Origin of the sequence: Bacillus canaveralius, assembly GCF_002860125.1 — a bacterium.
Taxonomy (GTDB): Bacteria; Bacillota; Bacilli; order Bacillales; family Cytobacillaceae; genus Bacillus_BJ; species Bacillus_BJ canaveralius.
The window spans coordinates 1-18,681 of record NZ_PGVA01000001.1 but is presented as its reverse complement, the minus strand read 5'-3'; the positions used below and the strand labels follow the sequence as shown (position 1 = coordinate 18,681).

At 40.1% G+C, this 18,681-nt stretch carries 15 protein-coding genes, 1 pseudogene and 1 riboswitch; of the genes and pseudogenes, 3 read left to right on the top strand and 13 right to left on the bottom strand.

What is annotated here, in order from left to right:
• The first annotated feature begins 128 nt into the window (after positions 1–128).
• Entirely contained in the window at positions 129–1,034 is a 906-nt protein-coding gene (locus tag CU635_RS00080) for a DMT family transporter (protein WP_101575141.1), read from the top strand.
• Positions 1,035–1,103: 69 nt separating this feature from the next.
• Here the strand turns inward: CU635_RS00080 and CU635_RS00075 are convergent, their stop codons facing one another.
• The 3 genes from CU635_RS00075 to CU635_RS24265 all read right to left on the bottom strand — a co-directional run bounded on the left by CU635_RS00075 (position 1,104) and on the right by CU635_RS24265 (position 1,966).
• Positions 1,104–1,463, bottom strand: coding sequence for a zinc ribbon domain-containing protein (locus CU635_RS00075; RefSeq protein WP_245917232.1), 360 nt, complete (start codon positions 1,461–1,463; stop codon positions 1,104–1,106).
• A complete protein-coding gene (locus tag CU635_RS23145; RefSeq protein WP_180955633.1) occupies positions 1,447–1,683 on the bottom strand; it encodes a hypothetical protein in 237 nt (78 codons plus the stop codon). Before CU635_RS23145 ends, CU635_RS00075 begins: the two co-directional genes overlap by 17 nt.
• Positions 1,684–1,768: 85 nt before the next feature.
• Positions 1,769–1,966 carry a PTS sugar transporter subunit IIA gene (locus CU635_RS24265; protein WP_101575139.1) on the bottom strand — a complete coding sequence of 66 codons (198 nt, stop codon included), beginning with the start codon at positions 1,964–1,966 and terminating at the stop codon, positions 1,769–1,771.
• Between the two features lie 763 nt (positions 1,967–2,729).
• On the opposite strand from CU635_RS24265, the gene CU635_RS00065 reads away from it, so the two are divergent.
• A complete protein-coding gene (locus tag CU635_RS00065; RefSeq protein ID WP_101575138.1) occupies positions 2,730–3,356 on the top strand; it encodes a nitroreductase family protein in 627 nt (208 codons plus the stop codon).
• 383 nt (positions 3,357–3,739) lie between these two features.
• Entirely contained in the window at positions 3,740–3,925 is a 186-nt protein-coding gene (locus CU635_RS00060; RefSeq protein ID WP_101575137.1) for an SE1832 family protein, read from the top strand.
• A 119-nt stretch (positions 3,926–4,044) separates the two neighbouring features.
• Here the strand turns inward: CU635_RS00060 and CU635_RS00055 are convergent, their stop codons facing one another.
• The 10 genes and pseudogenes from CU635_RS00055 to CU635_RS00005 all read right to left on the bottom strand — a co-directional run bounded on the left by CU635_RS00055 (position 4,045) and on the right by CU635_RS00005 (position 18,135).
• Complete coding sequence (locus tag CU635_RS00055) at positions 4,045–5,244, bottom strand: ROK family transcriptional regulator (protein ID WP_101575136.1); 1,200 nt, start codon at positions 5,242–5,244, stop codon at positions 4,045–4,047.
• 180 nt (positions 5,245–5,424) lie between these two features.
• The gene (locus CU635_RS00050; protein ID WP_101575135.1) at positions 5,425–6,486 is read right to left on the bottom strand and encodes an ABC transporter permease; all 1,062 of its coding nucleotides are present in this window, start codon (positions 6,484–6,486) and stop codon (positions 5,425–5,427) included.
• Between the two features lie 23 nt (positions 6,487–6,509).
• Positions 6,510–7,547 (bottom strand): ABC transporter permease, encoded by a 1,038-nt coding sequence (locus tag CU635_RS00045; protein ID WP_245917215.1) that lies wholly within the window; start codon positions 7,545–7,547, stop codon positions 6,510–6,512.
• Positions 7,519–9,075, bottom strand: a complete 1,557-nt coding sequence (locus tag CU635_RS00040) for a sugar ABC transporter ATP-binding protein (RefSeq protein ID WP_101575133.1) — start codon at positions 9,073–9,075, stop codon at positions 7,519–7,521. The genes CU635_RS00045 and CU635_RS00040 overlap by 29 nt, the downstream gene beginning before the upstream one ends.
• 23 nt (positions 9,076–9,098) lie before the next feature.
• Entirely contained in the window at positions 9,099–10,061 is a 963-nt protein-coding gene (locus CU635_RS00035; RefSeq protein WP_101575132.1) for a glycyl-radical enzyme activating protein, read from the bottom strand.
• Positions 10,062–10,144: 83 nt separating this feature from the next.
• Positions 10,145–12,571, bottom strand: a pseudogene (locus CU635_RS00025) (glycyl radical protein).
• Between the two features lie 143 nt (positions 12,572–12,714).
• A complete protein-coding gene (locus CU635_RS00020) occupies positions 12,715–13,755 on the bottom strand; it encodes a substrate-binding domain-containing protein (protein ID WP_101575129.1) in 1,041 nt (346 codons plus the stop codon).
• A 603-nt stretch (positions 13,756–14,358) separates the two neighbouring features.
• A complete protein-coding gene (locus CU635_RS00015; RefSeq protein WP_180956598.1) occupies positions 14,359–15,120 on the bottom strand; it encodes a helix-turn-helix domain-containing protein in 762 nt (253 codons plus the stop codon).
• Positions 15,121–15,156: 36 nt separating this feature from the next.
• Complete coding sequence (locus CU635_RS00010) at positions 15,157–16,683, bottom strand: class I adenylate-forming enzyme family protein (RefSeq protein WP_101575127.1); 1,527 nt, start codon at positions 16,681–16,683, stop codon at positions 15,157–15,159.
• A 195-nt stretch (positions 16,684–16,878) separates the two neighbouring features.
• Positions 16,879–18,135 carry a cation:dicarboxylate symporter family transporter gene (locus CU635_RS00005; RefSeq protein WP_101575126.1) on the bottom strand — a complete coding sequence of 419 codons (1,257 nt, stop codon included), beginning with the start codon at positions 18,133–18,135 and terminating at the stop codon, positions 16,879–16,881.
• Between the two features lie 135 nt (positions 18,136–18,270).
• Positions 18,271–18,415, bottom strand: a riboswitch (cyclic di-AMP (ydaO/yuaA leader).
• Positions 18,416–18,681 lie beyond the last annotated feature (266 nt).

The following is an 18,681-nucleotide window of genomic DNA, read 5'->3' as shown; positions in this document are numbered from 1 at the left end:
TAACAGCCCGCTCCTTATAGGTCGAAAGGTCGGGAATAATTTGTCACATCTCCTAAACAATTTAAAGGGATTGTATATTGGCTGGTGGAATAATATCATACAAGGCGAGTCATAGGGGGATTGGCAATATGTATGTGGGTATTTTTTTAATTTTAATATCTGCAACGGGGTTCGGTTTGCTGCCCATCTTTGCGCTTTATGCTTATGACAGCGGCATAAGTGTGGCGACTCTATTGTTCTTACGTTTTGCGTTTGCTGCGATGATTTTATTCTCCTATCCTCTGATAAAAAAGCAGCCATTGGCGATAACGAAAAAACTATTGGTTTCACTGTTTATTCTTGGCGGAGTTTTATACAGTTTACAATCGACTTTTTACTTTGTGGCGGTTCAATATATCCCCGCCTCCTTAGCAGCATTAATTCTATATTTATATCCTGTTTTTGTGGCAGTGCTCTCCTTTTTCATCAACAAAGAAAAACTATCAAAGCCGCTGCTTGTTTCGATCATAGTTTCTTTATTTGGGATGGTCCTTATCCTCGGTGCACCGGCGGGAAATGTAAATTATACAGGACTTTTGCTAGCCCTTGGCGCTGCGATTGTGTACTCTGTTTATATCATCTTCGGAAACCTTGTTGCTATAAAAGTACAGCCGATCATCACAAGCGCCTTTACTGCTTTATTTGCCTCGATCTCATTCTTAGCTGGCGGCTTATTAACAAACACCCTTAACTTTCAATTTGAAATGTCAGGCTGGATTCCGATTGTTGGCATTGCCTTGTTTTCAACCGTTATCGCCATGTTTACATTTTTTGCGGGAATGAACATAATCGGCCCTACAAAAGCGTCAATTCTGAGCATGGCAGAACCTGTCGTTACGATTGTTTGCTCGACCTTATTGTTCGGAGAAAACATGTCGATTTTGCAATTAAGCGGCGGAATCATCGTGCTCACCGGAGCGTTATTTGTTGTATTGGCGAGAGAAAAGACTCATTCTGAAGCACAATCATCTTTAAGCAGAAAGACTTTCGATTAATGCTTGAACCTCCCACGAATTAATTCGTGGGATTCTTTTATGAGATAGGTTAGGTTGTACCTTGTAGGTTTAAACCATACGAATTCTCATTGGGACCGCCAAAAGCCCCCTAGCCACTTTGTCCATATGGACATTATGGTTACTTTTTCTTAAGATATTGGCTGCACCATTAAGATCAGCGTTAACAAGTATCTTTTGTCCTGTGCGATACAGTCCTCTTTTAATTCTACTTCCGGAGAACTTTGTAACTGGTTCTGTTTCTTTTTTGTAGATAGGCAGTTCATCATTGTCCAGAAAACTGGCTTGTGAAGTGTAGGATTCTTCCTGTACGATCAATTCAATACCATAGCGTTTACACATGGAATGAAGCTTGTTTATCCACTGTGAATGAGGGATTTGAACAAACGACTGTTTATCTTTTTTTCGCATTTTCACTTGTTGTTTCCACTCTTTGTTGTGGCCGACCACAACTTTCATATGTTAGAAATTCTTTTGTTTCAAAAAAATGTTGACGAACGTTATACAAACCGACATTGTACATATTTTTACTTAAACGGCACAGCTGTCTTAATGCTAAGAATTCCTTTTTGGTAAGATTTTTTAAATGTACTTTTTGAACTCCGTACATTTTTTTTGAACCGGAACTCATTTGAGTCTTCACCTGCCTTTCTGTATTATTATACACAAATAAGAACATAAGTTCCGTATTTAAACCAAAAGAAAACACCCGCCATTCATCTCACGTTTGAAATCACGGGTGTTCTGGCGGGTTGCATAAATTCTTTTGCTGACGCGGCCTGATGAATGGTATGAATGTTGTTTTCATCAGACATGATTTTATTCAGCTGGGATAAAGCCCGGACATGCTTTTTTTCTTGTGTGGCGGCCAGCACAATAATAACCGTGATCTCGTTGAACTCACCAAAGCTTATCCCTTTTTTAAGCGCAAAAGACTCATGCCTGCCCCGTTTATTCCATCCTGGAGTACATGGGGGACATTACCAGCGGGGACCAAAAATTCTCAATTATATCCTCTTTTGTAGCAGATCACAGATTTATCAAATTTTCATTAATGATCACAGACATGGTCTTTGTCCTCCCCTGAAGTTGTATTGTTTGTGAAATAATTCACTTATTTTGTTGCATTTATTATATCACCCGTCTTTTTCATTTTGTTACCGCTTTCATCCCAACATTTTGTGTAGTATTTTGTCTACCTTTGTGAATCGAAGTGAAGGTTTGAGGTGAGGTTTTTTGTAGAGGAACCTATTATATTTCTTAAAGTATGGAAAAGCTGATATTAGGATCAAAAAACAATCATTTTATATGCTCTTTTGAGAGGAATATGATCAAATTAAGGTTAATGGCTTAATTTGAGATGTTTAAACTAACATATTTTTACTTTAAATTCCTTAAAATTCCTATTATTAGTATTCAATCAGATTAATTAAGCGATAATTCAAGGGAATTAAGCGAAAACCCCGATTATTTAAGCGAAAAAATCAACAATTAAGCGAAAACTGGACTTAATTAAGCGAAACGATAAAAATGCTAAACATGGGCCTGTGTTAGTTACTGTAATTTAAAAACGTGGGGAATGTTGAAACAAATTTTTTGACAGGTTTCACTTACAAATAGTAAGCTGTAAAAGTTGCTTACTTTTAGTAAGTGAAATGATTTTAGGAGGAATAGAAATTGTCAGCATCTGAGCAAAGCTTATCAACGGTCATCCGTGAACGACATTCTGTCAGGAAGTATGATCCGGACTATAAAATTTCAAAAGAAGAACTTGAAGACATTTTGAAGGAAGCCACACTTGCTCCTTCATCAAGCAATTTACAGCCGTGGCAGTTCCTTGTCATTCAGGATGAAGAAACAAAAAAAGAGCTGAGAGCTATCGCCAATAACCAGGAGCAAGTTGAAACTTCCTCTGCTGTTATCGCGATTCTAGGCGATTTAGAAATGTATGAAAATGTGGAGAAAGTCTATCGCAGTGCCCATGAAGCAGGCTTTATGGATGAAGCGAACATGAACCGCTTAATTGAAGGAACCAATAAAACATATCCTTTGGCACCAACAGAAGTAAGAGCAAATATAGCATCATTCGATGCCGGCCTCGTCGCGATGCAGCTCATGCTAATCGCAAAAGCACGAGGCTATGACACGGTACCAATGGGCGGATTCGACAAACAAAAATTCCGTGAGAGATTCAATGTATCAGACAGATACATACCAGTTGTTTTGATTGCGTTGGGAAAAGCGGCCGAACCGGCATTCCAGACTACTCGGCTGCCTTTGGAGGATGTTGTTAGATTTATTTGACAATTTTATAATCAGTTCTTAATATAGCGTCCAGAAGAAACTTTTGGACGCTATTCAAATTTGTTTAAATGCTCTTTTAAGACCTAAAACGTTGTTAAAATGGGCGTCAATACTGTAAATCAATACGAGCGATCACCGTTGTATGAATTTTCAAAGACATGTTCTAGAAAACGTATAACAAAAATTAATTAATTGAGAATTCCTCAATCATTTATGACATTTTCTTATAAAGAAGCAGTTCATAAGAGCCAGAATGCGACAGTTTTATTTAAAACTGCTGGCCTTTTCAATATTTATAAAAAATTAATTCTTTTATTACATATACCGGGGTATAATTATTTTTTACGCTACTACTGTAGTAAAAGAAGTATGAGGTGATATATGTGAAGAAATCCGAAATCCAATACAAAATCCAAGACGTTAAAGCCGAATATGTCCGCCTCCAGAATGACCTGGAAAAACTTGAATATGTACAAGGTAATACCACCCCACTTTACAAGCAGCTCGATGAAATTGAAGCCGAATTAAAAGCACTCAATAATCAGTTGGACGAACTAAACAAAATGTGAATAAACGCAAAAAGGTCACAGAAAATTGAACTGTGACCTTTCCAATAGGCATGTCGTTTTGGGGTAGTGATCTATCCTTTACAGGAATTTCATGCCCGCTTTTCGCATATCTCTTCGATTCAGCTATATTCCGGCAAAAAAATCTTCTTAAGAACCAGTGTAACAGCACCAATAGCCGTACCGTATTCCCCCAAATTTGTCGTACTGATTGGAGTTGAATTCAATGCCCTTTTCTTGACCATTTCCTTCATAGGTGCCAAGAGAAATTCCCCAGCTTTCGAGACACCTCCGCCCAGTATAATCCTGGCCGGATTTAACGTGTTGATCATATTTGCAATTCCGATCCCAAGATAACGGCCTGCATCTCCAAGGACTTCAATCGCTAGTTGATCACCTTTGAGAGCAGCCTGATGAACAATTTCCCCAGTGATCTGACCCAAATCTCTATGTACGAATTCCTCAATGAGACTCTTCCTGCCAAGGCGAATTTCCTTTTGTGCTCTCGCTGTAATTGCCGGTCCTGCAACAAGAGCCTGCAGGCATCCATAATTTCCACAGCTGCATTTTGGCCCTTCCACATCGATCGTAGTATGGCCAATTTCTCCAGCCGTAAAGCTTGATCCTGTGAAAAGCTTATGGTTTAAAATAATGCCTGCCCCCACGCCCATTCCAACATTAATACAGATAAAATTATCGATACCCTGACCATTTCCGAACCAGCTTTCTCCCAGGGCCATCGCTCTGACATCATTCTCTATTTCAACAGGTATTTGAAACTCTTCCTCTAACCTTTCCCGAATAGGAATATTTCGCAGATTTAAATTTGGCGCGTATTGGGCCACTCCTTTTTGAGGGTCGACGAGCCCATGCATACCTACACCAATACCAAGAAGGGTATCATTTTTCAGCTCTGCGAACATGCCATGAATCGATTTAATCAGCAGATTCATGAATGTTTCGGCTGATAATGAATTAGGCATTTTAACAAGAAGGGTATCCATGACTTCAGCGTTAATATTAGTAGAAACCAATTTAAGATTATCGACTCCTACATCAACTCCAATAACACGAAAAGTAGAAGAATTGAGGCAAAGCATGATCGGTTTGCGCCCTCCGGTTGAAGTACCCAAATCACTCTCCAACACTAATTTAGACTCTAATAGTTCATTCACCAGATTGGTCACCGTGGGAGGAGTCAAATTGGTTTTTTTGGCAATTTCCGCACGGGAAATGGGTCCTTCCGTACGAATCTCATTCAATATAAGTGATTTATTGAGTGACTTCATAAACTGAAAGCTACCAACCATTCCAGTTGTCATCGTTCTTTCCTCTTTTCATTTTTATCTATCCTGCTGCCCTGCACAAGGATGGATGTATGCCATCTTTAAGGATAGTTCTCATCTCATATAATGCTGACCCTTCCATACAAACAGAAAAGGAAAAATCTCCTTTTCGGTTTGTATGAAAGGAATTTTTATGATTGTGCTAAATAGAATGAGTTAATCAGATTTCTTATGATTTACTCTGCGTTGATATACTTGGTCAAATATCACCGCAGCTACTAAAATCGTCCCTTTGATTAAGTATTGATAGAACGAAGGGACATTTAAAAAATTCAAACCATTAGTAATTACACTTAAAATCAACGCACCCAGCACAGTACCAAAAATGGATGCCCTGCCGCCAATCATACTTGTACCGCCCAGGACCACTATTGTGATGATATCAAGCTCATACCCCGTTCCGGTTAAGGGTGATGCAGACGATAATTTCCCGGTTAACAATAAGCCGCTTAAACCAGCTAAAACTCCCATCGCCATATAAGCAATCATCACGATCCAATCTTTATTTATTCCAGCTAATCGTGAGATTTCCCCATTTCCTCCGACTGCATAAACATTTCTTCCCAAGGCAGTATGGCGAAGCACAAATCCCAATACAAGGGCCAAAACTATGAAAATTACGGCTTGAGTTGGTATCCCAACTATATAGCCCGCTCCCAGCCAATCAAATAGCGGATGGCTGAACGTGATTGGTGAACCTGGTATTCCTCCAACGGTAAAATCAGTGTAGATATAGGTTAAGCCCCTGGCAATAGTCATCATCCCCAGTGTAGCAACGAAAGGGGCTATGTTAAATTTAGTTATCACAAAGCCATTGAGCAATCCAATAACACCCGTAATTATAATGGCCAGCAACACGGCCAGAACAAAAGGCAATTGTATCGGGTTAGCAGCACCGAAAGCTATACCGAGAAAGCCGGCACTCAACGCCCCGCCTAAAGCCATAACAGATCCAACTGACAGGTCAATACCCCCGGTGAGCATTACCAAAGTCATACCGAGAGCAGCAATACCGTAAATTGAAGACATCCTCAAAATGTCTTCAAAATTTTTATAAGACAAAAAGTCTGGATTGATTGCTGAGAACAGTGCGATCAATAGAATCAGACCGACCAGAATGATCAATTGCTGCCCTTCCAACCCCAGCTTTGTTAGCCATGGCCTTACTGCTACCAGCGATGGAGAGGAATTTTTACGATCTTTACTTATTAACTCCATAAACTTACCCTCCATTAATTTAATCAATATTTTTTCTTGCGAAGATAACCGTCAATCCCCACAGCCGTAATGAGTACCAAACCCTTGATTATGTACTGGTAGTAAGTAGATACTCCCATCAGGTTTAAGCCGTTCTCAATTACACCGATGATGAAAACTCCAAGAATGGTCCCGAAGATTGAGCCTTTACCTCCTACAAGGCTGGTACCTCCAATAACCACTGCAGCAATAACATCCAACTCATAACCCGTTCCAGCAACAGGAGATCCTGAAGCTACTCGAGAAGTCATGATAATACCACTAAAAGCAGCTAAAGCACCTAGAAAAGAATACGCGAAAATCTGAATCCTTTTAACATTTATACCTGACAGCCTTGCTGCTTCTTCATTTCCTCCTATGGCATAAACCGATCTGCCAAACGCCGTATATCTGATAATCCACCAACACAAAGCTATAATAACGATAAAAAGAACCGTTGGTGTTGGGAGGCCCAAAACAGAACCTTGTCCAATCCATCCGAAACTAGCGGACATAGGTTTAAAATTAACCGGATATCCACCGGAATACAGATAAGTTAATCCCCGGGCAAAGATCATCATTCCCAAAGTCACTACAAAAGCTCCTACCTTGAATCTAGTAATAATTAAACCATTGACAAAGCCTATTGCCACTCCCACCAAAATTCCAACAAATAAAGCGAATGGAACAGGTAAAGTTACTAAACCTACCAGAGTCGAGTCACTGTAACTCCCCGTCACCAAACCTGCAGTAATCACCCCTGCCAAGGCAAATGTTGAGCCAACCGACAAATCAATCCCGCCGGTGAGAATGACAAAAGTCATACCAAGCGCCATTATTCCATTTATGGAAACAACCCGGGTGATGTCGAGCAAGTTACTTTGCGTCAAAAAGGCTGGAGACGCCATGCTTAGGCCTATACATAAAACCAATAAAACTGAAAAAATGATCAAATGCTCTCGGTTGCTGCCACTCCATTTGATAGAAGATAAACTACTACGCCTATTTCCAGACTCAGTTAACGCTTTGGTAAGCTGTTCCAAGAACATCAACCTCCATTGGGTTCCTATTAGCGTTGTCAGTAAGACCTGATGCATAACGCATTATGCTTTCCTCGCTGAACTCTTCGCGTTTCAATTCACCTGTTATTTTACCCTCATGCATCACAATGACCCTATCACTCATTCCTATCAATTCAGGCATCTCTGAGGAAATCATAATAACAGTAGCACCATTACCCACCAATTCATTCAGCAGCTCGTATATTTCCACCTTTGCCCCCACATCAATACCCCTTGTAGGTTCATCGATTATTAAGATCTGGGATTTAGAACAAAGCCACTTGGCAAGGACCACCTTTTGTTGATTACCACCACTTAAGTTTACTGTCTCTTGGTAAATACCTGGCGTGGCAATGTCAAGTTCACGCACGAATTTTTTTGCCAATGCCCCTTCCAAACCCAATCTAAGCTTACCTAGCCTGCTGATGCCCGGCAGATTGGCTAGAGTAGTGTTGTCTTTGACTGACATCGGCAGCACTAACCCCTGTCCTTTCCTGTCTTCCGGAACTAATCCGATACCATTTTTGATCGCTGTCCGGGGACTACACATGTTTACAGGTTTTCCTGCTATGTTAATTTCCCCTTTTAATATCGGGTCAGCTCCGAACAAGGCCCGAGCAAGTTCAGTACGTCCAGCACCAACAAGCCCGGCAATTCCTAAAATTTCCCCTTTATAAGCTTTAAAGCTGACATCTTTTAATTTGTCTGTTACGAGATTACGAACTTCCAAGGTTTCTGACCCATGTGGTACGATGTGTTTAGGAAACATTTTGTCGAGGTCGCGCCCCACCATCATGCTAACCCAATCTTCGATTTCTGTTTCTGCTACATTTACTGTACCAATGTTCTGACCATCCCGTAACACCGTCGTTCTATCACAAATTTCCTTTATTTCAGGTAAACGGTGGGAAACATAAATTATACTAACGCCTTGTTTTTTAAGCATATTCACCACTTCGAATAAATTATCAATTTCATGAGAGGTCAGCGGCGCGGTAGGTTCATCCATTATGATTACTTTCGCGTTATAAGATAAAGATTTAGCAATCTCAACCATTTGTTGCTCTGCCACTTTAAGACGGGAAGCAGGGGTGCGAGGATCCACCTTTAGTCCCAATCTGTTTAAAAGCTCCTTACTTTCCTCATAGCATCTGCTCCAATCAATTAGCCAAGGATACCTTTTTCGTTTTGGCAGGCGGCCCAAGAAGATGTTTTCCGCGATACTTAAGTGTGGTAAAATACTTAGTTCCTGATATATGATAGATATTCCCATCTCCTGGGCATGCTTAGGATTCTTTATTTCAACTGCCTCCGAATCAAAGAAAATCTTCCCTGCATCCTTACTATAGGCACCTGCCAAAATTTTCATGAGGGTGGATTTTCCGGCTCCATTCTCCCCAAGCAAGGCATGAACTTCTCCTTTCCGAACGCTTAAATGAACCTTTTGTAATGCTTTGACTCCAGGGAAAGACTTTTCTATTTCTTCCATAACGAGAATGTCTGATTGCATTTATACCATTCCCTTTCCTATAACTAGTATTGAACAGCCAGACCGTGTTGTAAGATGATTTCGTGCAGGCTGTCAATTTTGGTTTGTGAAGGAACCTCAACATCATTAAGCTGGTATGACTTCCCAATGTCTGGATATTTCCCTCGACCAAGCCTATGATAGGGCATAAGTTCAATGACTTTAACTCCCTCCAGCTGGGAAGAGACAAATCCAACAATTGACTTAACGTTTTCTTCAGAGTCATTGTACCCAGGGATTATCGGTATCCGGACGACCATTTCTCCTCCTTTACTGCGCATGAAACTTGCCAAACGACGGGCATTTTCAAAAATGGGAACATTGCTCTGACCAGTCAATTCCTTATGCCTGTCATCATCAAAATGCTTCAAGTCAAGGAAAAGCAAATCTACGTACTCCATTATCTCCTCGTAGTTTTCCCACCGTGAAAACCCACAGGTTTCCATGGCTGTATGCAGCCAATTTTCTTTGCACTGCTGCAGTAATTCCTTAACGAAACTGAATTGGCTCATAGGTTCTCCCCCGGAAACTGTTACCCCTCCGCCACTTTGTTTATACATAAGGCTGTCTTTCAGTACCTCGTTCAATACCTTACTAACCGACATCGAATTACCGATGGTCTTTCTGGCTTGGCTCCAGCAATTCACCGTGCACTTATAAGGGGGTTCCTCCCTGTTATAACAATGTTCTATACATTTACTATAGTCAGTTATATAACTATCACCGCTCAGTGTTATCGCTCCATGAGGACAGGATTTAATGCACCGTCCACTGCCAATACATTGGTCTTTGAAATAAGCCATTTCGCTGTAGGACTCCTGTGATTCTGGATTACAGCACCAAAGACATCGTAATGGACATCCTTTCAAAAAAACCACGGTACGAATCCCTGGACCGTCATGCAAACTCCAACGCTGTATATTGAAGATTTGAGCTACCTTCTCTTGGTCACATTTGCTTATTGACATTCGTGCAGCCCTCTTTCAAAATTTTTTACAAAGCTTAGGGTAAAATGAAGACCGGCTTTCATCCAAGACCGGTCTTTTCTTCTCTAAATTCTTTCTTCAGTTCTTTCGATAATGTCCTGCTGAACCGTCTTATCCAAATTGACGAAATAAGCGGAATATCCGGCAACTCTAACAATTAAATTACGATATTTGTCAGGGTCTTTTTGTGCAGCCAAGAGCGTCTCCCTGCTAACTACATTAAATTGCATCTGCATTCCACCGAGAGAGAAATAATAATCAATTAAGTTAACCAACCTTTGTAAACCTTTTTGAGCCATGAGTTTTTCTCCTCCTTAATCCTTGAGATCCTGAGGTAAAAATTTCAGGTTATAAAGTGAACCTTCCGACAAAATGACGTTGCGAATTTTTGACACACTTTTAACTGCCGCTGTCGGCCCCTCCGTGTCTGTACCCCGCATTGGTGATTGTCCATCAGACACTGGAGTACCACGTTTTCTTCCATCTGGCAATGTTCCTGTTATCCTTCCAAAAGGTGTATTGGATGACACCGTAGTTGTAGAGGCCTGGAAAACGCCACCGATAGGTCCACGACCATACCGGGTATTTTTATATTTAGGAAACTCTTCACAGATAAGCGCCAGTACATCACGGGCAATATAATCCACCTCATCAATGTCATTACCGTATTTAGGAACTGTCAGGCACATTTGTTGGATTTCAGGACCTGTAGGATTTGTGGTAATGTCGCTAAAATCTGTTTTCAGCGCATGAAGCAGTTGAGCACCGGTAATCTGCTTTTGCTCAAATACAAGTTGTTTTATGGCATAAAGGCTGTTCGCCACATTTGCCAAACCAATCGTTTCGTTCCCGCTAAAATCGTACTTGGCTCCTCCCCTCTTTAAGGAGCGTCCCCTTTCAATAGTGGTTGTCGGACAACCCAGAACTGATGTTAAAGGTTCTTCCATATACTCCTCCCATAATTTATCTGTTGTGTTATCCATAATGACCGCAAGTTTTACATAGTACTTAGCCTGATCTTCAAAAGCGCTCCAAAGTTCTTCGAATGATTCAAAATTTGTAAGATCTTTCCCATTTTGATTCGGGTTAAGGCTAACGTTACTTCTCGTGTCAAATCCGTTATACAATGCCATTTCAAACACTTTAGCCAAACAAAACCAAGCTGCTCCAGTCCTTCCACCTCTTAATCCGGCTACCCCTGGCTCTGCACAGCCTACAATACAATAATCCGCAGCATCCTGATACTCATACCCACGGTTTAACATAGCAGGAATGTATAAGTCATCATTGGATATAGCCGGAAATCCTGTACCGAGGCGAATTACTTCAGCTACTTTCATCTTATATTTTTCTGGCGCTCCCTTGTGCCAGCGAGCATAGTGGGACGGCTGCACTGTACGGGTGTTTGCAATTGCATCTAAGACAAGATAGGTTAATTCATTTGTAGCATCCAATCCCGTTTCAGGATCGGTTCCACCAATAGTCATATTCTGAAATATCGGTTTCCCCCGGAAATAATCCGTATCTTCCCAGCTTCTAATTCTTTCCACAGTTGACAAACAAACGAAAAAGTTTTGAACAAGTTCAAGGGCTTCCTCTCTAGTAATCACTCCTGCAGCAATATCGTGTTGATAATGATCCAAAAGCACCTGGTCAAAACGTCCAGGGCAGATTCCTTGAGCATTATCTTCTATTTGGATTGCGAACTGGACAAAGGTCATAAATTGGAGTGCTTCGTGAAAGCTATCCGCCGGATGTTCAGGAACTTTTCGGCAAATACGGGCCAATTCCCGCAGTTCCAGTTTACGCTGCTGATCTTGATTTTTTTCCGCTTCAATTTCTGCCAACCTTGCATAACGTTGGGCTAAGTCAATCACTGCCTGCATCGACACGATTGAAGCTTCGTAAAAACGCTTTTTTTCCATACCTTCCGGACAAGCGAAATCAACTTGCTTTAATTTTTCTGTACATTGATCAATCATGTAACGCAGACCATGTTCAAACAGCCAGTCATATGGTGGACTTAGATGACCGTCACCACCATGTAAAAAGTTAACTATATTCACAGCTCCAATAGAGTCTTGGGATAGCACCGCTTCTTCCGACAGCATCGCATACACTTTTTCTTTATGAGTCCTACCGTGCCACCACTCCAGTGTTTCCTTTAGTTCGCTCAGTGTGTTTTTATCAACTTCAAATTTATCTGCGGGTCTTTCATCTGGAAAATACGGTTTACCTTCAAATATTTCTTCTTCCAGGAAATCTACTGTAAATTCAGGAAATAGCGGCGAAGAATTGGGCTTTGAAGCTTGATTTCCAACTAGAAGGCTGCCTGGCAGAATGTAAAGAGTCATATTTTTCAAAGTGTTCTCTAATGCTTTTGCACGCCTCATAATATAAGGAAGATTTTCTGTTTGGCGATACGACTCAGTAACATAGCGTGCTCGTTCAATGCAAATACCTGCTCGAACGGAGTTTACATAATTCAGCATCTCTTCAATACGTTTGCTATGCTTAGCTGCAGTATCAATTTGATAGTGTAGAGGCTCTTTAACAGCCATACTTCCATCTCCTTATAACTTAGTATTTTCATATTTAAAAGGCACCAGCTGATAAAATTGAGCGAAACCAGCGCTTACCACCCTTGCCATTCAGGTGCATCCAAGTTGGACTTATCCACTTTGTAACAAGTCGGGCGGACCCAAGGCATACCTTCAAATTCAGTTAATTCAAATTTTTGATCATTATAGGACTGATTTGCCAAATCAGGTTTTTCCCCTCTGGCGATGCTTGCGGCAATGCTAACGGCTACAGCTTCTTCATCAGGACGGAATATCGTTTCTTCATCAATTTCTCCTGCTCTGACAGCGTCCATCGCTTCCTTCTGACCGTCAACACTGATTACTTTGAAGTCGTGTAACCGGCCAGCTGATTTGATTGCTTGAATTCCACCAAGAGCCATTTCGTCGTTCATGTAATAAATAGCATCAATTTCACCCTTAGAATAACGCTGCAGTATGTTTTCAGTTACCTCCATGCCTTTAGTTCTGTTAAAATCCGCGGATACCTTATATACCACTTCAACTTCGGGATATTTCTTAAGCTCTTCATAAAAAGCATTGCCACGTTCAATAGTAGGTCCTGCACCCGGTGTACCTTCAACCACGACAACCTTACCTTTTTTATTTATCGATTCTGCAACCTGCTGGGCACCAAGAGTGCCTGATTTCGCCATATCCCAACTAACTAATGCATCCCATTTAATGCCAGTACCTCGAGTGTTCATCGTACGATCAACAATCAGCAGTGGAATACCCGCTTCGTTAATCTTCTTAATGGCTGGGATTAGGGGGTCTGCCACCGTTGGCGTTACAATAATTGCATCTACCTTTTGTGCAATAAAGTTATCGATTAGCGAAGCTTGGACAACCGGATCGTTCTTTCCGTCAGCAAATACTAATTCGATTCCTTCTTTTTCTGCCACTTCTTTGGAAGCTTTCATCATAGTTTGATATACTGGATGATCAAAATAAGCCATTGCCCAGCCAACCGTTTTTTTTCCTTTGCTTCCATCCTCTTTATCAGTAGCAGACGTTTTATCTCCACTACAGCCTGCTAGAACTAGTGCTAGAGTTGCCATCATTAAGACAACAAAAACTATCATTCTTTTTTTCATTACCAGTCCAACCTCCTAATAAAATCATGGCCTAAACCCAAGTAAAAAATATGCTGACTCTCTGGAACACAGCCCTTACATAGCAGGGCACCTTACAGAACTACTTACGCGTAATATTTACATTGGCAAACAATTAATAAAATAAAAATGAACACGCTTTCATTAATCTCCGAAGTTATGTTTGAGCATTGTAATTCTTCTTACAGGCCTTTCTAGTACCCAGGATCAGCAATCCCAGTACTCAAAAATTGCAATGCTGGCACCTCCTTAACACTCTTACTTAATTAAATTTTTTAATTAACTATCCAAATTATATCTTTGCATTTCTTCACTCGGATTAAGATTTTTGACCTTTTAGATTCAACTTTTTTGCTATATTTTTGATGTCATGTTTCCGGTTGTATCATGGATGTGGGAAGTGATCCTTGAATTATCACCGAACGCGGTTCCCCCATTAAAAATAAAAAAAAGCATCCTGCTCTCACTTTTGATACCTTAAAGTCGGTGAACGAAAGTACGGAGAGTGCATGGATGCAACAACATTTAAATTAATGCAAAAATGAAAAACCGAGTTTTGAATCACTAACACCTTCACATGAATATTTAATGAGTTTTATCAAATAATTTAACAAAGTCGCCCCTATATTCAGTGGGGGTTTTTCCTTCCATTCGTTTAAACGTGGTAGTGAAATAGCTTGCATTTGCGAACCCTGTATTATTGGCAATGACTTCGATGGGGAAAGAGGTCATTTTCAGCAGCCTTTTAGCTTGATTCAATCTGTATTTTTTTAGGTACTCAATGAAAGAAATCTTCATCTCTGCTTTGAATAAACGGCTGAAGTAACAATCACTGAGATAAACATAGTTAGCAACCTCATGCAGAGTGAGTTCATCTTGGTACTTGTTGTGAATAAATTCCAAAGCGTGTTTGACCGGTTGTTTTGCAGCATCAACTGATTCGCTTTCTTTGCTCGTATCAGTCGAATGTTGAAACAGATCTGGAATTTGAAGCCTATCGACGATACTGAGAAGCTTTACTTTGGAAAGAGGTTTGATCAGGTATCCAGAAAAACCTGCGTTGATCGAAGACTCAACCATTTCAAACATTGTTAGTTGTGAAAGGACAATGACAGAAACTTTTGGAGATATTTTTATAAATTCTTTACCGAGTTGAATTCCATCAACATCCGGCAGTGATAAATCCATAATGACCAAACTCGGCTTTTTTTGCTGAAAAATACTTAATGCAGATTTTCCAGAATCAGATTCGTAAATTGACAGATGGTTATATTGGCTTTCTTTAAAAATTAATTTAATTTCTTGCCGAATTATTTTCTCATAGTCCAATATCAACAACCCTGCCATGTACATCACCCCTTCAGGACTAGTTATCCCATGCGTTTAGGTAGAAAGTAGATGTAATTGATCTATTGTAGTTTTCATTGTCGGTATTTCTGTTAAAATTTTATATATTCTTGGTCGTTTATAACTGGATAAGTGGTTTTTACAATAGTAGTCTAATTCCTGGACGGTAAGTGTTAAATCACTTGGAACGATATAGGCGGTAATGATCTGCCCACAATGTTGATCCTGTTCTCCCAACACCAGAGCGTCAGCTACCTTAGGGTTATTAAGCAATACTTCTTCGATCTCGTCAGGAAACACCTTTTCCCCTTCAGAAATCACCATATTATCTACCCGGCCAACAATAAACAAGTGCTCATCTTCATCTATGTAACCAATATCTCCGGTAAAAAACCAATTGTCCTGAATTGCGTTTTCTAACCAGTCCGGCTCTTTCCAATACCCACTAAAAGCCTCAATAGACTCAATATGGACGATAATTTCTCCCACTTCTCCTCTTTTAACTAAATCTTCTGGTGTAGAAAGATTAACCTTGCTGGGATGGATGACCCTAATCTTCTGTTGAGTACCAGGTTTCCCAACACAGCCTGTTCTGTCTTCTAGTACAGAACAAGTGGCAATTGTGAAAATTTCTGTGCACCCATAATAATTAATAAAAGACTCTGGTTTTAATAACTGGATGCAATTATTTATAAGATCCTCCGACATTCGCGCGCCACCATAGGAGATTTTCTTTAGTGAGGATAAATCGTAATCTTTGATGTTTGGGTCATTTAAGAGCTCGTAGTATTTAGTCGGATTCATAAATAAACAAGTGACTTTTTCTTTAGAAATTAAATTAAGTAAGTCCATGGAATCAAAAAATGGGGGTGGAATGATATATGTTCCATTTAAAAAAATCATCGCAAGAATCATTCGAATTCCCCTAATGTGGCAAATCGGCATAACACCCAAGGTTGTCTCGAAAGGTTCATATCTATTTTGATTTATGAAGGTTATCGTCGATGAATATTCGTTTTTATGTGAGCGTGGGACCCCTTTCGGAACCCCGTTAGTTCCCGAGGTGTATAATATCATTGCTATTTCATGATCATCAGATGTTGTAGTCTCAAAATCAGCTGCTCCCCGCAGGATCAATTCCTGAAAGCTAATATCACCGCCCAATGGTGAAATGCTTACGAAAATGGGCCTGCTGCTCAATTTAATTTTGTCCATATAATCGAAGCTATCGTAATCGCAAAAAATAATTTTCGGCTCGATATCATTGATACAGTATTGAACTTCGTTTATTGATAGGTTGTAATTAAGCGGGACGAAAATCGCTCCTAATTTTTGAACGGCAAAAAAAATAAGAACAGATTCAACTTGGTTTTGAAGCAGAACCATTACTCGTTCTCCTTTTCGGATCCCGAGCTTTTGCATGGAAGATGCAAGTTTGTTTACTTCTAAATTCAATCTTGAAAATTTATAATGGGATTCTCCTGCAATTAAAGCAATTTTATCCGGGTGCTTACTTATGGCGATATCGAGAACTGTACCTAGATTCAGTTTTATCAACCCCAATTTGTTAACTTTTTATAATAGAAGTAATTTATTCGACATTAATATGCGACTTATAGTAAGCGCTCCCAAATTAAAATGCAGTGTGAAATGTCACAGGGCAGATAAATACCTTTTCGGAAAGTAGCTACTCATATTCAAATAGAAAAACAGCCAGGAAAAGGAATCTTCCTTCTCCTGGCTGTCTTTGTTCAGATATTATGAAGCTTGCTCAATTGGCTCCATTTCTTCCATTGGGTTGAATTGACCTTCCCATTTAGAAATGACAATTGCCGCAAGAGAGTTTCCTACCACGTTTACAGCTGTTCGTCCCATATCGAGAATTCGGTCGATTCCGGCGATAAATGCTAAACCTTCAACAGGTAAGCCAACAGTTCCTAATGTGGCTAACAGAACGACGAATGATACTCCCGGAACGCCGGCAATTCCTTTCGAAGTTACCATCAGGACAAGCATTAACGAAATCTGCTCGCCGATACTCATATCGATTCCATACATTTGGGCGATAAAGATGGCAGCAAGTGCTTGATACAGCGTTGAACCATCGAGATTAAAGGAGTAGCCAGTCGGAATTACGAAAGAAGTAATATGCTTCGGACATCCGGCTTTCTCCATTTTATCCATAATCCTTGGCAATACCGTTTCTGAGCTTGCCGTCGAGAAAGCCAATATTAACTCATCTTTCAATATTTTAATCAATTTAAAGATACTGAATCCTGCCAGTTTCGCAACTACTCCCAAAACTACTATCACAAAGAAAATCATCGTTCCAAATACAGTAAGCACCAATTTCCCAAGCGGGATTAGCGATGTAATCCCAAACTTTGAAACAGTTACCCCTATGAGTGCGAAAACACCAAACGGAGCGAATCTCATGATTTGATTTGTTGCATAAAACATGGCGTCCGCAGTTCCCTGGAAGAAGGCAATCACCGGTTTTCCTTTTTCACCGATTGCAGAAATCCCCAGACCGAATATAAGCGCAAAGAAAATGATAGCAAGCATGTCACCCTCTGCAATGGCCGCAATTGGATTGGTTGGTACAATTTCTACCAATGTATTTACAAGCGATTTAGTTTCCTGAGTTTCAGCTGTGTCGACATAACTGGCAATATCGGTTTTATCGAGCTGGCTCATATTTATACCAGCACCAGGCTGGAATATATTTGCTGCAGCAATCCCCACAATGATCGCGATGGTCGTGATGATTTCAAAATATAATATTGTTTTACCGCCAATTTTACCCAGTTGTTTAATATCGCCTACACCTGCTACGGCAACAATGATACTTGCGATCACAATAGGCACGACAATCATTTTAATTAAACGGAGAAATATGTCTCCAATGGGCGTTAAATACGACGCAATTTCCGGACTTCCGTAAAACAAAGCCCCTACAATAATTCCGAGAATTAAGCCGATAAAAATTTGGCCGGCTAAACTAATCTTTTTCATCTAACATCCTCACCTTCTGTAATTTTCTATGCTGTAAAAGCAATAATCTCGGTGAGGGAAACACGATGGCTGCCCTGCTTATACAAAAAAAAACACACGTTGGGAGTGTCTTTTTTAACAGAAACAATTTTCATACTGTTCCCTCTAAGACGCTGACGAGGTTAGCTGTCGGGTTAGGACTTGGAAACAAAATGCCCTTTCACTCATGAATTCACCCCAAGCGGCAAAGCCGCTGAATTGGTTCCCCCGTTCTTCAATTAAGATTAAGCGTAAATAATATTAAAATAATATCTTAAAATTATTAAAATGTAAATATATTGCCCTTAACTTGTTTTTGGTAGATATCGTATGTAGAGAAATCATTGAATATTCACACAATACTATGATAATTTTAGATTCACCGAAGTAATCGCTTACTAAGCAAAACATTCCATTTATTTTTATAGAATAATTTAATTTCATATCCAAAAAATCGGGTGATGCTCTTTGTAGAGTAGAAAACAGGAATTAGATATTGTCTTCTTGTCCTCGGGTTTCAGGGTGTTC